The following is a 14,474-nucleotide window of genomic DNA, read 5'->3' on the forward strand; positions in this document are numbered from 1 at the left end:
GTCCTTTATCGTCAGTGCTGGCCCGTTGACGGATCGAGCAGGCGGTGCAGGTGCACGACGAAATAGCGGGTCTGGGCCTGGTCCACAGTGGCCTGCGCCTTCGCCTTCCAGGCGGCATGAGCGGCAGCATAGTTGGGGTAGACGCCGACGATGTCGACCTTGGAGAGATCCTTGAACTCGACGCCGTCGAGCGAACTCAGCTCGCCGCCGATCACGAGGTGCAGCAGCTGCTTATTGTCCTGGCTCGCGCTCATCATCCGTCTCCGGCCTGTATCTTGAAATCTCTGTCGAAAGCACGCCGAGGCGCTGCCGGACCCGCTCCGGCTTGCCCCAACCGCATTTTTGCCGTGCGATCAGATAAGCCATCCGCGGCGCGCGCGCGAGGCCCGTTCAGCAAGAAAATGCGGTTATTTCCGGCAGTTTTCGTTCTGACGTGACGGCAGCAGCGCTGCGTTGCGCTCAGCTGCGCTGCGGCTGACTTTCGCGCAGGCGGCGCAAGGCCTGCGCGAGCGGAGCGACAAGGCTGTTTCCGGACGCGACCAGCATGCCGTGCATCGGCACTTCGCGATTATAGCGCATGGCCTCACCTTCGCCTGTCGTGACCTGTCCACCGGCTTCGCTGAGGACGAGGTCGGCGGCGACGAGGTCCCAGTCGCGCGCATCGGGCGAGACCAGCCCGGCATCGATCGTGCCGTCGGCGATGCGGGTGAGGCGCAGCGCCAGCGACGGGATCTTGTCGGCCGGGATGAAGCTCTCCAGACGCGCCAGCGCGTCGAGCATCGGTTTCGGACCGGCAATGCGCGCGCCGGCGAGCGTGTCGACCGCGCGCGTCCGGATCGGCTTGCCATTGCTCATGGCGCCGCCGCCGCTGATCGCCGTATAGGTCGTAGGGCCTGCAGGGGCGTGCACGACGCCGAGTATCGGCTTGCCCTCGTCGAGCAGGGCGACGCAGACCGCCCAGTCGGGCGAGCCGGTCATGAAGGCGCGGGTGCCGTCGATCGGATCGACGACCCAAACGAAGCGGCGCGACAGGCGCAGCGCATCGTCGACCGTTTCCTCGGAAAGCCAGGCGGCGTCCGGCAGCAGCGCCGACAGGCGCACATGCAGGAAGGTGTCGACGCCGATATCCGCTTCCGTCACCGGCGAGCCGCCGGCTTTCGACCAGGTTTTGGCAGCCGTCTGCGCGCCGGGGCGGAACAGGTCGAGCGCAAGCTGGCCGGCCTCGCGGCAGGAGGCCTCAACCGCGGGCAACATATCCTCGGCAATTGGCAGTGGAGTCTTTTCCATCATGTCCCGTTATGGCCGGAGAGTGCGACGGAACAAGGAAAAAACCGGGACCACCCGAAAGATTTCGTCAAGCATCATCCGGGAAACCGGCCGAGATCGGACCGAAAACCGCTTCAACACCTTTGTTTAACCCAAGCTCTTAAGCGCTCGGACAATCCTTCCGGCCACTCTCCTCCCTGTAAGCACGAGAACCCCGCATCGACAGAGGGTTCCGGCAGCAGGGATTGAAGAGAGGCGTTAAAACCGATGGCCAGCGTCACGCCGGCCGCCGGGGAGGTTGGCTGCGTGCCTACCTTCCCCCGGTGGCGCACAGAATCAGAACGGACAGCTCTCGCAGCCGGCGAACGCGCCGCTGCAACAAGATGGGCCCCGTATCGAGCGCATCGGGCCGGTGCGCATCCTGCGCGGTGGCGCCGGCTGGCGTGGCATTGCGCTGCGCCTGGCCGGTGGCGCGATCGCCGACGACGACCGTTTTCAACTCGCTTTAACCGCGGGTGACGGCCGCTCCGTCATCGTCGCTGTGCTCGATCAGGACGACGCCATCGCCGTCTGGCGTGACGCCGGCCGCGCCAGCGGCCTGCCGCTCCTGCTCGAAACCAGCGATGGCGCGATTACCGAGCCCTACCCGCAGCTCGGCCGGCTCGCTCTGGGACCGACCCGCATCCGCCGCCGCCATGCCTTGCTGGCGGGCCGGCGCCCGCGCTTCCTGACCCGGCGCAAGACCGGCCGCCTGGCCGAGCGCCCGGTGGTGATCCGGGGCGAGATTCTGTCCTAGAAGACGAAGGCGACCAGCGCGTCGAGTGCGAAGCCGGCCGCCAGGATCAGGCCGGCATGCCAATTGGACCGGAACAGCAGCAGCGCCGCGCGCCCATCGGCACTGGCGATGCTGTGGACCTGCCAGCCCAGGTGGAGCGCGAACATCCCTAGCCCGATGAAGGCGACGAAGCCGGCCCCGGCGAACCAGGCGGCAACCCCGGCGAGCGCGATCGTCGCGCCATAGCAGAGCCCGACGGCCTGCTGGGTGAAGGCACCGAAATAGCGCGCGCTCGACTTGATCCCGGCGATCACGTCGTCCTCGATGTCCTGCATCGCGTAGATCGTGTCGTAGCCGATCGTCCAGAACACCGCGGCGGCATAGATCAGATAGGCCGGCGCATCGAGCCGGCCGAACACTGCGCTCCAGCCGACCAGCCCGCCCCAGGAGAAGGCGAGACCGAGCACGAATTGCGGCATGTTGGTAATCCGCTTCATGAACGGATAGATCGCGACGATCGCCAGCGAGGCGATGCCGGCGATCACCGTGAAGCGGTTGAACTGCAGCAGAACGACAAGGCCGACCAGCGACAGACCGACCATGAACAGTGCGGCCGCCTTGGCACTGACCTGGCCCGACGGCAGGGGCCGGCCGCGCGTGCGCGCCACCTGCGCGTCGAGCTTGCGGTCGACGATGTCGTTGAAGGTCGAACCGGCGGCGCGCATTACGATGGCGCCGATCAGGAAGAGCAGGCAGTGCCAGAGATTGGGAAAAGGCAGTCCGGCGGCGATCGCGGCGAGACCGGCCGACCACCAGCACGGCAGCAGCAGTAGCTGCCAGCCGATCGGCCGTTCGATCCGGGCGAGCTTGAGATAGGGCCGCAGACGCTTCGGCGCTCTGGTGTCGACCCAATGCCCGGTCAGCGCGTCGGGGAGCGGCGCATCGGTGAGGGGAGGCGCCATGGCGCCCGCGGCGTCAGAGCGCGCCCTGCGGCACGCGCATCGCGCCGCCGGTGATCGAGTCGGAGCCGCCGAACGGGTTGGCGCCCTGCCGCTGTTGCGCCTGCTGCTGCGCACGCCGCTGCATCGTCGCCTGCTGCTTGACCGCATTGCAGGCCTGGCCGCGGATGGTGCCTGCCTTTTCATTGTCGGTCTTCATGCCGTCGACGAAGGTCGCCGGAATCTGGCACCAGTCCTGATTGGCGGTGGCGAACTTGATCAGCGAGTTGCCGTTGCCGACCAGTCGGCCCAAAATGCCGCAGGCCTGCTGCGGGGTCATTTTGCGCTTGGCCTTCGCGTTCGCATTGAGCTGCCCCACGATCGACTGACGCTCCTGCAGCAGTTTCTGCAGGTTCTCACAGCCCGACGGCGCCTGCGCCAAGGCCGGCTCGGCCAGGCTCAGGCTAGCCAGGGCCGCAGCCAGCTTCAGGGTCGCGTATCGCCGCATCATCCGCTCCGCTCTTGTCCCGTAATCTACGCCCGTCCCGGCGTTGCGGGCTTTTCCATAACAGCGAGAGCCATGCGCCAACAAGCGCCGGCTCGCATTTAGCCAAGATCCACTTGCCGATAGCGCGGGATTGTGGCGACTTTCGCGCCATTCTTGTGGATATCGGATCGGGTTCGCATGCGGGATTTCACCAAGCATCGGCTGTATAGCGAGGCGCCGCTGGTCGCGGGAGCCGTGCTGGAGGTCGCGCGCGACCAGGCGAACTACCTGCTCAACGTCCTCAGATTGCGCGGCGGCGACACCATCCTGGTCTTCAACGGCCGCGATGGCGAATGGCTCTGCGCGGTCCGGGCGGAGGGACGCAAGCAGGCCAGCCTCGAGGCGCTGGAGCAGGTTCGCCCGCAGCCGGCGGCGTCCGATCTCACCTACCTTTTCGCGCCGCTGAAGCATGCACGGCTCGATTATATGGCGCAGAAGGCTGTCGAAATGGGGGCGGGCGTACTCCAGCCGGTCCTGACCCGTTTCACCCAGGTCTCGCGGTTCAATCTCGACCGGCTCGCCGCCAATGCGGTGGAGGCGGCGGAACAATGCGGTATCCTGGCCCTGCCGCAGATCAGGCCCGAACAACCGCTCGCCGCGGCGCTCGCTGCCCTCGAGCCGGAACGGCTACTGATCTTCTGCGACGAGACGCTCGGCACTGAAAGTCCGATCGCTGCCCTGCAGGGGGCGCCGCGCGGCCCGCTGGCCGTGCTGATCGGACCCGAGGGTGGCTTCGACGAATCGGAGCGCGCTTTGGTTCTCCAGCGCGAGCGGACACTGCGCTTGTCGCTGGGGCCGCGCATCCTGCGGGCCGACACCGCGGCGGTCGCGGCGCTCGCCGTCGTCCAGGCGACCCTCGGCGACTGGTCCGCCAATTAACTCCGTGGCTTGCGGAAGATCGGCTTCTTCGCAGCCGGTCGGAACGCGGCGGCCCGGGCCGCGTTTAGGCGTGGAAACCGCGCCGCAGGTCGCAGTTCCGACTCATTGACGGGCAGTCTGGCGCCGCGCTCCGCTTCGGGGCGCGCCGCCACGGGGGAGAGACATCATGGTGAGCAGCGCCTACCGTTTTGGCGTCGAGGAAGAGTATTTCCTGTCCGATGCCGAAAGCCGCGGCGTCGTGCGCAAGATCGCACCGCATTTCATCGAGGCAGCGCAAGCCGCTTTCCCCAAGGAGTTGCAGCGCGAAATGCTGCAATCGCAGATCGAGGTGGCGACGCCGGTCTGCGAAAGCATGGTCCAGGCGCGCGAGTCGTTGAAGCAGTTGCGCTCCGGCCTGGCTGCGATCGCCCGCGAACACGAGATGCTCCTGCTGGCCTGCGGCACGCATCCGAGCGCGGTCTGGGCCCGCCAGCGTGCGACCGAGGCCAAACGCTATGACGGCATCATGCGCGATCTGCAGATGCTCGGCAGCCGCAACCAGCTCTGCGGCCTGCACGTCCATGTCGAAGTGCCGGATGAAGAGCAGCGCCTTTCGATCATGGTCAGGATTCTCCCTTATCTGCCGTTGCTGCTCGCGCTTTCGACCTCCTCGCCCTTCTGGCAGGGGCGGCGGACCGGCCTGATGGGCTATCGGCTCTGCGCCTATGCGGAACTGCCGCGCACCGGCCTGCCCGAGCTCTTCACCAATGCCGCCGACTACCAGACCTATGTCGACACCATGGTGGCGTCGGGCGCCATGCGCGATTCCAGCTTCATCTGGTGGGCGATCCGATCGTCCCAGAAGCATCCGACGCTGGAATTGCGCGTCGCAGACAGCTGTACGCGGCTCGAGGACACGCTCGCCATCGCCGCTCTCTATCGTTGCCTCGTGCGTCATCTCGCCCGTAAGCCTGGGCTCAACGCCGATCTGACGGCCGCCTCGCGCGCCCTCGCCGGCGAGAACATCTGGCGCGCCCAGCGCTATGGTCTGCATGGCGGCTTCGTCTGCGAGAAGCGCCGCGCCATGCTCCCGGTCGGGCAGGTTCTGGATGAAGTGCTGGAACTGCTCGACGACGATGCCGCGGCGCTCGGCTGCGGCCCTGATCTCGCCCATTGCCGCACGATCATTGCAGGAGGCACCAGCGCCGACATGCAGCTCGCGATCTTCGAGGAAGCGCGCGCCGGCGCCGGCGGACAGGCCGCAGGGCTCGTCGCCGTGACCGACTGGATTGCCGCGCAGACGCGTGCGGACGATGACGAGCTGTTGCCGCAAGGGGCAAATCTGCTGCAGGGTGCTGCCTGAGGCGCCCCTGGTCATGCATGCATCCGTGCAAGGTCGAAGCGCGTCAGCACGCGCTGGCGGTCGTTGTCGGATTGTCGCGGCTCGCCTATGTCTGGCGCTCCTCAGCGCATGGCGCGGCGGGGCATCCGCTCCCGCTGGCCATGTCGCCCCGTTCGATCCGGAGCGTTCTCCAACTGCCTGAAAAAGGCAGGCGGCGCGCCGGTGCACGCATGCCGGAGCGCCCATGGCCCGCGACGTATCCGATACCACCCCGATCAGCTCAAAGGCCGAACTCATCGGCTGGATCGCGCAGGGCGAGAAACCGGCCTCCGAATTCAAGCTCGGCACCGAGCACGAGAAGTTCCCGTTCTATACCGACGATCTCAGCCCGGTTCCCTATGAGGGCGCGGCGGCGGGCCGCAGCGGCGGCATCAGGCAATTGCTCGAGGGCATGCAGGAGCGCCTCGGCTGGGAGCCGATTCTCGACGCCGGTCACATTATCGGCCTCGCCGGTCCCGATGGCGGCGGCGCGATTTCGCTTGAGCCCGGCGGCCAGTTCGAGCTCTCGGGCGCGCCGCTTGCAACCATGCATGAGACGGCCCGCGAGCTCGACCAGCATCTCGCCGATCTGAAGGCTGTCGCCGAGCCGCACGGCATCGGCTTCCTCGCGCTCGGGCACTCGCCGCTCTGGACGCGCGGGGAGACGCCGATGATGCCGAAGCGGCGCTATACGATCATGAAGAACTACATGCCCAAGGTCGGCACGCGCGGCCTCGACATGATGTTCCGGACCTGCACGGTCCAGGTCAATCTCGACTTCGCCAGCGAGGCCGACATGGTCCGCAAGCTGCGCGTCTCGCTCGCGCTGCAGCCATTGGCGGCGGCGCTGTTCGCCGCCTCGCCCTTCAGCGAGGGTAGGCTCAACGGCTTCCAGTCGATGCGCTCCGAGATCTGGCGCGATACCGACAACGCCCGCTCCGGCATGCTGCCCTTCGCCTTCGACGAGGGCATGTCCTACGAGGCCTATGTCGACTGGGCGCTCGGCGTGCCGCTGTATTTCGTCAAGCGTGGCGATATCTATCACGACGTCGCCGGCGCCGCCTTCCGCGACCTGCTCGCTGGCAAGCTGCCGCAATTGCCCGGCGAGCGCGCCACCATGTCGGACTGGGTCAATCACCTCGGAACCCTGTTCCCCGAGGCGCGGCTGAAGCGCTATATCGAGATGCGCGGCGCCGATGCCGGCCCGGTCGAGATGCTGAACGCCTTGCCGGCCTTCTGGGTCGGTCTGCTCTATGATGACGCTTCGCTCGCGGCCGCCTGGGACCTGGTCAAGGGCTGGAGTGCCGAGGAGCGGCAGCAGCTGCGCGATACGACGCCGAAGGCCGGGCTCAATGCGCGGATCGGCGGGCGGCCGCTGCGGGACCTCGCCCGCGAGGTCGTGGAATTGTCGCGCGCGGGCCTTGCCCGCCGGGCGTTGCTCGACGCACAGGGCCGCGACGAGACGCAATATCTCGATCCGGTCGTCGCGATCGCCGAAAGCGGCCGTACGCTCGCCGAGCGCCTGGCGGTGCGCGAACAGGGCGCCTGGGGTGGCAAGGTCGAACCGGTCTTCCCGGAGCTCGCGCTGTAACTGCCAGACTGAAGACCAAGCGAGGCGAACCAACGGGTTTCGCGCTTCGGATTAACCAATCATCCGCAGTTTCGCGCTATCTTGAGGCCATGGCACGCTTTTTCGCCCTGGCCCTCGACTTCCTGCGTGATCGCCGTGGTGCGACCGCGCTGGAATATGGTTTCATCGCGTTTCTGATTTCGATTGCTGCGCTTGCCACCCTCCAGCAGATCGGCCCGTTGCTGGCCGCAAAATACGCGGGCGTCCTGCCGGGCCTGCAATAACGCCGCGCCGCCCGGTCGTGGGCCCTCATGTCATGCCAGGGCCTGGATTCTCCATTCAGTTTTAACTGCATTTTACCATACCGCGCGAAGACCATGCCGTTTGGCGGGTTTTCCTAGTGATACCAGTGACATTCACGGGTTCTGGAAAGGTTTTCTCAATCGCGTCACGCCTAGCATTCAGGCAATCGTCCCGTTGCTCATCTGTACCGTCTGCGAGGCCTTCCGATGCCCGGCCTGTTCCGATCTTTCCTGAAGGACGTCCGCGGCGTCAGCGCGCTGATGTTCGGCCTCGCCGCGCCGGCACTGGTGCTTGCGGTCGGCGGTGGCATCGATCTCAGTCAGGCGGCAGCGCGGCGGCAGCTTATCGCCACCGAGGTCGAGCTCGGCTGCCGGGAAGCGTCGATGGATATCGACGTTCTGTCGCGGAAGACCGGGGCCGATCCGAAAAAGGATTACACCTCGGTCGCGAACGCCAAGATCAAGGACAGGGTCACCGGTATTTCCCAGTCCGGTGTCACCGGGATTACCGTAAGCACGACACTCGCCAATAATGTCATCACCGCCGTTGCTGCGGCCACAAGCGCCAATGCCTTCGCAGGTGTACTGGGCTACAGCACGATTGCACTTCGCATTGAGCGAAAATGCAATTATGTGGTGGGTACTCCCGGGACGCCGCCCAGCACGGGAACTGGCAAGGTTCTGTTCGTTGAATCCTTCGAGTCCGGGCACAACGTCGCCTCGAACAGCTGGACCGTGCTGAAGAACTGGAACGGCTGGACGACCCAGAGCAATCAGGGCGGCATCGAGATCAACGGCATTCCCGAGCTCGCGGCCAACACCATCCGCTTCGGTAACTTCTTCGCCGAGCTGGACTCGCACTGCTATACGTCGGGCTGCAGCACTAATTCGAGCATGTGGCGGGAATTCAGCAATCCACAGCTTGAGCCTGGCGATTACGAGTTGAGCTACTGGTACATCTCGCGCGAGCGTAATCCAGCTTACGGCAGCGAGGTAATCTGCGCCAAAAAGACTGACCCACAAGCGGCGTGGGACAGGATCAAGACCGCGGACTGGAGAGAGAGGACCAACCGCATCGAAGTCTTCTTTCAGAAGAAGTCGGGTAGTAGCTATACCACGCCCACCAAGGATGTGGACAAGGCTACCGACCAGGTCGATGTGTGCGTTCACACCGACAAGTGGACCGAGCGCAAGATTTCGCTGAAGGTTACAACCAAGGGGACCTATCGCATCTTCTTCCAGGCTGCTGGACGCGAGGACACTTATGGTGGCCTGATCGACTACATTCGGTTCTGCAGTGGTTCGTGTCCGTGACGAGCGCCAATATGGTTGCGCACAGCTCTCGACGAACCAGCACAAAGCGCCTGGCGGCGCGCATGGGCGCCTTCCGCCAGGATGCCGCGGGCTCGACAGCGGTCGAGTTCGCTTTCATCGGCATGGCTTTCATCGTTCTGCTACTCGGTATCTTCCAATTCGCGCTCGCCTTCTTCGCACAGATGTACATCCATGATGCCGTTTCCGAGGCGGCGACCGGCCGCACCGTGGGTACCTATGCGGGCAACCGCAGCCAGGTGGTCACGCAGATTTGCGCGCGGATGTTCGCGCTCGATAACTGCGCAATCAATCTGCAACTGGAGACGCAGCCGCTGGCGAGCTATCCGGCGAACGCCCAGCCGATTACAGGGGCGACCTTTGTTGCGGGTACTTCAGGAACCGTGATGCTGATCCGGGCGCGTGCGCCGGTGATAACCTTCGTCCCTGGCTTGCCAACGCTGCATGTCAGCGCGGCGGCCCTCTATACGAGGCCGTGATGAGGCGTATCATCGATTTTTTTTCGTCGAATCCCTCGCCGTGACATCGTCAGGGATCAGAGCGGTGTCGCAGCCATCGAGTTCGCCCTGATCAGCACGGCCATGTTCGCGCTGCTCTCGGGCGCCGTCGATCTGACACAAGCGATTACCATCAAGCGTGATCTCAATCGAGTCGCAGCGGAGGCGGCCATGGTCCTCGCAGCTTGCCCCAACGAGGACTGCTTTAACCAGACGATGCAATCGATCATGGCGCGGCGCGCGAATATCGCGCCCAAGCTTCCGACCATGCAGCTCGGAATGGCGCGTTTCCGAGAAAAGAACAATCAGATCGAGGCCAACAGCCTCGGCGGAACGATGACCTTCCTGCCGGCCGATTTGAGCGCGCGAGCTCTGGCGCTTCTGGCGGACGGGGATAGCGGTGTCGCTGTCCTTGCTACCTATACCCACCAGCCAATCATCCTCGGCCTCGCCGACGATTGGGGCTTCACCACCAAGAATTTCCGCGCAGCGACCGTGACGATTCGGCTGCGAGCTCCTTGATCGGCAAAGCGACCCTACTCCGCCGCCACCTTGAAGCTCTGCAGATTGTCCAGGCTCTGGATGATGTGCTCGGCGAGTGCGTTCGACAGGATCGAGGGGTCGTGCCTGGTGCGTAGCAGGCCGATCTTGCACGAGGGCAGGGTGGAGAAGCCTTCCCCCGGTCCCAGGATGCGCATGCCGGGCCGGACCGCGCTCTCCGGAAGCACCGAGACGGCGAGGCCTGCGACCACGGCCGCGCCGACCGCGGTCGAATTCCAGCTGGCATAGAGCACACGGAAGCGCCGGCCCTTGCTCTCCAGCGCCTCGACGGCCGCCTGGCGCCAGTTGCAGGTCGGCCGTCCGAGCGCCAGCGGCAACGGATCCTCCTCGTGCACGCAGTGACGCGCCGAAGTCACCCAGAGCAGTGGCTCGATCCGGATGATCTCGCCCTGGCCGCGGCCCTCGACATGGGTGATGATTGCAAGGTCGATGTCGCCGGTGCCGATCCGCTCCGCCAGCATCGGCGTCGGCTCGCAGACCACGGTGACCTCGGTGCGCGGATTGGAGCGGGCGAAGCGGGCCAGGATCTCCGGCAGATAACGGTCGGCGTAGTCGTCGGGCACGCCGAGCCGGATGCGGCCCTTGAGATCGGCCTCGGTGAAGCTCGCGACGCATTCAAGGTTGAGCCGGACGATGCGGCGGGCATAATCGAGCAGGCGCTCGCCGTCCTCGGTCAGCTTGGCATGGCGCCCGTCGCGGCCGAAGAGCGGCCGGCCGACACGCTCTTCGAGCCGCTTCATCTGCATCGAAACGGCCGATTGCGTCTTGAAGACGATCTCGGCGGCGCGGGTGAAAGAGCCGGTGTCGGAGATGGCGACGAAGGTCTTGAGCTGATCGGCGTCGAGCACATGGGCCATGACCGGCCTCCTCCCAGAGGTTCATCAAGATCGGTTGTGTCAACCATCATAACCATTCGTTTGGCTGATGACCAGAGCAGAGTTATCCTTTGGTCACTGTCCCGCTCCTGACCGCCGATGTCGCGGCGGGGTGGGAGGATGAACCGCTCAACTCCCGAGGAGGCTGTCATGCTGGTCATGACCTTCGTCACGAAGTCCCTGTCTGCCGTTTCTGGTGGCGCGACGCGTGCTGCCACCCAGACGGTCATCGGCGTCAAAAATCTGGTGCGAGCCCTGGTGCACCGCCGCGAGGTGATGCATCTCAGCGAGCTCGACGAGCGCGGGCTGAAGGATATCGGCCTCGTGCGTTCCGATATCGCCGGCGCGCTCGCCACCTCCTGGCTGGAAGATCCGTCCAGCGTGCTGCAGGCCCGCTCCGACCAGCAGCAGTCGGCTGCCGCGAGCCGGCGAGAGGCCGGGGTTCGACGGCCGGTGGTGATCCAGACTGCGCTGCGGCCGAGCGCGAAGGATATCAAGATCGCGTGCAACGCCTGACCCCTTGGCGTGACGCGTCCCTGCGGGCGGTGGCTTCGGCTGCCGCCCTTTTTTGTGCTCGACGTGCAACCTGGCCGCGATCGTTAACCGCTGGGCGCGCAGCGTAACGCTTCATTCAGCAAGTTCGGCCACATTTGCGCCGCATTGCGCCGAGCCCGGCGCCCCGATCCCTCGCCCCGGGGTTTTTTATGCGTCGCCTTCGCTTTCAGGATCTGCGGATCAGAACCAAGATCGCCATCCCGATGCTCGTCATGGGAGCGATCGGCATCGGCTCGGCCGCCTATGGCGCAATCGAATTCCGCAGAATCGAAAAGACCTATTCCGATCTGATCTCGCAGCGTGCGGCCGCCATCCTCGATTCAGCCCGCGCTGCCGGCGCCATGGGTGGGATCGTCGGCAATCTCTATCAGGCCATTGCCTACCCGGAGTTCATGAAGCAGAACGCGACCAGCATCGAGAAGGTGAAGACCGCCTATGCGGCTTCGCTGCAGGCGCTGGTCGAGGCGAAGATCAGCTTCCCGCAACGGGCCGAGGGCTTCGACGAACTCAGCCGCCGTCTGCAGGCGACCAAGTCCGACATCGACCAGATCATCGCGCAGGCCGCCCGCGACGAAGACCTGCCGGCGCTCTCGATCATGTCGCAGCTCGACAGGACGATCAGCGATATCGCCGGCGCTGCCGCCAAGATCAACGACGATATCAAGAAGGATACCGAGGCGACGTCGGAGCTGCTCGCGACCGACGCGCACCGCATCACCATGATCGCGATCGGTCTCAGCCTCGCGGGGACATTGCTCGGCCTGCTCGGCGGCGTGCTGCTGACCGGCGCCGCGATCACCCGGCCGCTCGATCGGCTGAAGCAGAGCATGGGACAGATCGCCAATGGCGACTATGCCGCTGAGGTCGAGGGCCAGGGCCGCCGCGATGAGGTCGGCGAGATGGCCCGCGCCGTCCAGGTGTTCAGGGAGAACGGCCTCGCCGTTCAGCGCCTCGAGAGCGAGACGGAAGCCGGCCGCACCGAAGCCGAGCGGCAGCGCCTTGCGGCCGATGCCGAACGCGCCAGTGCAGGAGCGATGCAGCAGCGCCTTGCGGCTGAGCAGGCGGTGGTGGTCAGGGCCCTGGCCGAAGGTCTGACCCGGCTCTCCCAGGGCGATCTCAGCGTCCGCGTCGAGGACGAGGTCGCTGCCGACTATGCTGCTCTGAAGCAGGATTTCAACAGCGCCGTCAGCCATCTGGCGCAGACGATCGCGACCATCCAGGCGACCTCGGCCGATGTCGGGACTGCCGCGCGCGAGATCAATTCCGGCGCCGACGACCTGTCGAAGCGCACCGAGGAGCAGGCCTCCTCGCTCGAGCAGACGGCCGCCACCACCGAACAACTCGCAGCCTCTGTCAAAGCCTCGGCGCAGGCCTCGCGGCAGGCGGTTCAGCTTGCCAACGAAGCGACCGGCGTCGCGGTCAACGGCGGCGCCGTCGCAAGCCAGGCGGTCGACGCCATGGCGCGGATCGAGCAGGCCTCGAAGAAGATCTCCGACATCACTTCGGTGATCGACGAGATCGCTTTCCAGACCAACCTGCTCGCCTTGAACGCCGCGGTCGAGGCGGCCCGCGCCGGCGACGCCGGCAAGGGCTTCGCCGTCGTCGCCAGCGAGGTTCGCACATTGGCGCAGCGTTCGGCCGAGGCCGCCAAGGACATCACCGCCCTGATCGCGCAGTCGGGCGTCGAGGTCGAGCAGGGTGTCGGGCTGGTGCGGGCAGCCGGCGAGGCGCTGAGCCGGATCGTCGAAGCCTCGAAAAAGGTCTCGGCGACCGTCTCCGACATTTCAGCCGCGGCGGCCGAACAGTCGAACGGCATCGACGAGATGAGCCAGACCGTCGCCCATATGGACGAGATGACGCAAGCGAACGCGGCGCTCGCCGAGGAGAGCGCCGCTTCCGCAGGCTCGCTCAGCGGTCAGATCCGTCGTCTCAACGAGCTGGTCGCGAGCTTCCGCACTGGCGACAATGCCGCGACGCTGATCGGCGCGCCGGTCGCGGATGAGGCCTATGAATGGGATGAACGCCGCCGCGCTTGAGCATAAGCGGCATCACCGAAATTGATGGCGGCCACCTTCGGGTGGCCGTTTGCTTATGGGCTCAGCCCTTGCGCTGGCCGCCACCGAGCATCGTCTCGAAGATCGAGCGCAGCGCGTCCTGCTGACCCGCCTGGACCTGGCGGCCGTGCTCGAACATCTGGTTCAGCGCATCGAGCCCGATCGAGCCCGGCCCGGTCTCTCCGGAGGGTGGAGGCGGTTCGTCCGGCTCGGGCGCAGGCGCCGGCCGGCGGGACTGTGGCGCCGGGCTGGGGCTGCTCTCCGGGGCCTGCCCCTGCGCACCGCCGAACATGCCGCCGAGGATCTGGCCGAAGATATTGCCCATGTCGGCGGGCATTCCCGGCATGGCGCCGCCCCCGAAGGGTCCGCCACCTTGCGCCTGGCCGGCCGGGGGCTTTTGCCCGCCGAACATGCCACCAAGGATCTGTTCCCACGGATTGGCGGAGTTCGCCTGCGGAGCCTGGGGCTGCTGACCCGGCATCTGGCCGCGCATCATCTCGGCGAACTGGCCGAGAATGCCGCCGAGACCCTGGTTGTTCACCGATTTGAACAGCCCGCCCATCAGGATTGAGGCGATCACCGGCAGCATCTGTTTCAGGACCGCCTGGCCGACGCCGCTGGTCGCCGCCGCCTGGGCGGCAACGGCGTTGGCGACCTCCTTCGAGCCGAAGAGCTGGCTCATCACGTCCTGGCCCATCGGCATCGCCCGGTCGGGAATGCCGTCGCCGTCGCTGTCGTACATCTGGCCGAAGGGCGTCGCCGTCATCATCTGCGCGAGATTGCCGAACGCGTAGGGGTTCTGGGTCTGGCGCTGCAGCCCCATCGAGAAGGCGGGGAGCAGAGCATCGAGCGCGGACTGGGTCTGCTGCATCGAAAGCCCGTATTGCCGGGCCAGGTTCTGCATGGCCTGGCCGTTCTGGGCCGATTGCATCATCTCGAAGAGATTCATCATGGCGCGCTCCC

The 14,474-nt window shown here is 65.8% G+C and carries 16 protein-coding genes; 10 read left to right on the forward strand and 6 right to left on the reverse strand.

The features are described from left to right. Positions 1-11 precede the first annotated feature (11 nt). Positions 12-254 (reverse strand): DUF4170 domain-containing protein, encoded by a 243-nt coding sequence (locus QO058_RS22780; protein ID WP_284168500.1) that lies wholly within the window; start codon positions 252-254, stop codon positions 12-14. Positions 255-459: 205 nt separating this feature from the next. Then, complete coding sequence (locus QO058_RS22785; protein ID WP_432211971.1) at positions 460-1,254, reverse strand: 3'(2'),5'-bisphosphate nucleotidase CysQ; 795 nt, start codon at positions 1,252-1,254, stop codon at positions 460-462. Positions 1,255-1,678: 424 nt separating this feature from the next. Between QO058_RS22785 and QO058_RS22790 the strand changes: the two genes are divergently transcribed. Further along, entirely contained in the window at positions 1,679-2,062 is a 384-nt protein-coding gene (locus tag QO058_RS22790; RefSeq protein ID WP_284168502.1) for a DUF6101 family protein, read from the forward strand. Here the strand turns inward: QO058_RS22790 and ubiA are convergent. Both ubiA and QO058_RS22800 read right to left on the reverse strand, forming a co-directional pair. Next, positions 2,059-3,003, reverse strand: a complete 945-nt coding sequence (gene ubiA, locus QO058_RS22795; protein WP_284168503.1) for a 4-hydroxybenzoate octaprenyltransferase — start codon at positions 3,001-3,003, stop codon at positions 2,059-2,061. The two genes, QO058_RS22790 and ubiA, sit on opposite strands and share 4 nt — an antisense overlap. 13 nt (positions 3,004-3,016) lie before the next feature. Then, positions 3,017-3,421 carry a hypothetical protein gene (locus tag QO058_RS22800; RefSeq protein WP_284168504.1) on the reverse strand — a complete coding sequence of 135 codons (405 nt, stop codon included), beginning with the start codon at positions 3,419-3,421 and terminating at the stop codon, positions 3,017-3,019. 243 nt (positions 3,422-3,664) lie between these two features. Between QO058_RS22800 and QO058_RS22805 the strand changes: the two genes are divergently transcribed. The 7 genes from QO058_RS22805 (at position 3,665) to QO058_RS22835 (ending at position 9,988) form a co-directional block, all read left to right on the forward strand. Beyond that, positions 3,665-4,405, forward strand: a complete 741-nt coding sequence (locus QO058_RS22805) for a 16S rRNA (uracil(1498)-N(3))-methyltransferase (protein WP_284168505.1) — start codon at positions 3,665-3,667, stop codon at positions 4,403-4,405. 166 nt (positions 4,406-4,571) lie between these two features. Then, positions 4,572-5,747, forward strand: coding sequence for a carboxylate-amine ligase (locus QO058_RS22810; protein WP_284168506.1), 1,176 nt, complete (start codon positions 4,572-4,574; stop codon positions 5,745-5,747). 223 nt (positions 5,748-5,970) lie between these two features. Next, positions 5,971-7,356 carry a glutamate--cysteine ligase gene (locus QO058_RS22815; protein WP_284168507.1) on the forward strand — a complete coding sequence of 462 codons (1,386 nt, stop codon included), beginning with the start codon at positions 5,971-5,973 and terminating at the stop codon, positions 7,354-7,356. A gap of 89 nt (positions 7,357-7,445) precedes the next feature. Further along, on the forward strand, positions 7,446-7,619 hold the full coding sequence (locus tag QO058_RS22820; protein WP_284168508.1) for a Flp family type IVb pilin: 174 nt from the start codon (positions 7,446-7,448) through the stop codon (positions 7,617-7,619). 225 nt (positions 7,620-7,844) lie between these two features. Further along, positions 7,845-8,951 carry a TadE/TadG family type IV pilus assembly protein gene (locus QO058_RS22825; RefSeq protein WP_284168509.1) on the forward strand — a complete coding sequence of 369 codons (1,107 nt, stop codon included), beginning with the start codon at positions 7,845-7,847 and terminating at the stop codon, positions 8,949-8,951. Positions 8,952-9,013: 62 nt separating this feature from the next. Then, positions 9,014-9,448, forward strand: coding sequence for a TadE family protein (locus QO058_RS22830; protein ID WP_284168510.1), 435 nt, complete (start codon positions 9,014-9,016; stop codon positions 9,446-9,448). 75 nt (positions 9,449-9,523) lie between these two features. Then, complete coding sequence (locus QO058_RS22835) at positions 9,524-9,988, forward strand: TadE/TadG family type IV pilus assembly protein (protein WP_284172998.1); 465 nt, start codon at positions 9,524-9,526, stop codon at positions 9,986-9,988. A 14-nt stretch (positions 9,989-10,002) separates the two neighbouring features. Here QO058_RS22835 and QO058_RS22840 read toward each other — a convergent pair whose 3' ends face one another. After that, on the reverse strand, positions 10,003-10,884 hold the full coding sequence (locus QO058_RS22840; RefSeq protein ID WP_129158886.1) for a LysR substrate-binding domain-containing protein: 882 nt from the start codon (positions 10,882-10,884) through the stop codon (positions 10,003-10,005). 168 nt (positions 10,885-11,052) lie between these two features. On the opposite strand from QO058_RS22840, the gene QO058_RS22845 reads away from it, so the two are divergent. Continuing rightward, the gene (locus QO058_RS22845) at positions 11,053-11,418 is read left to right on the forward strand and encodes a DUF1127 domain-containing protein (RefSeq protein ID WP_284168511.1); all 366 of its coding nucleotides are present in this window, start codon (positions 11,053-11,055) and stop codon (positions 11,416-11,418) included. A gap of 188 nt (positions 11,419-11,606) precedes the next feature. Then, complete coding sequence (locus tag QO058_RS22850) at positions 11,607-13,493, forward strand: methyl-accepting chemotaxis protein (RefSeq protein WP_284168512.1); 1,887 nt, start codon at positions 11,607-11,609, stop codon at positions 13,491-13,493. Positions 13,494-13,554: 61 nt separating this feature from the next. Here QO058_RS22850 and QO058_RS22855 read toward each other — a convergent pair whose 3' ends face one another. Continuing rightward, positions 13,555-14,463, reverse strand: a complete 909-nt coding sequence (locus QO058_RS22855; protein ID WP_284168513.1) for a DUF937 domain-containing protein — start codon at positions 14,461-14,463, stop codon at positions 13,555-13,557. Positions 14,464-14,474: the final 11 nt, after the last annotated feature.

The organism is Bosea vestrisii (assembly GCF_030144325.1).
Lineage (GTDB): Bacteria > Pseudomonadota > Alphaproteobacteria > Rhizobiales > Beijerinckiaceae > Allobosea > Allobosea vestrisii_A.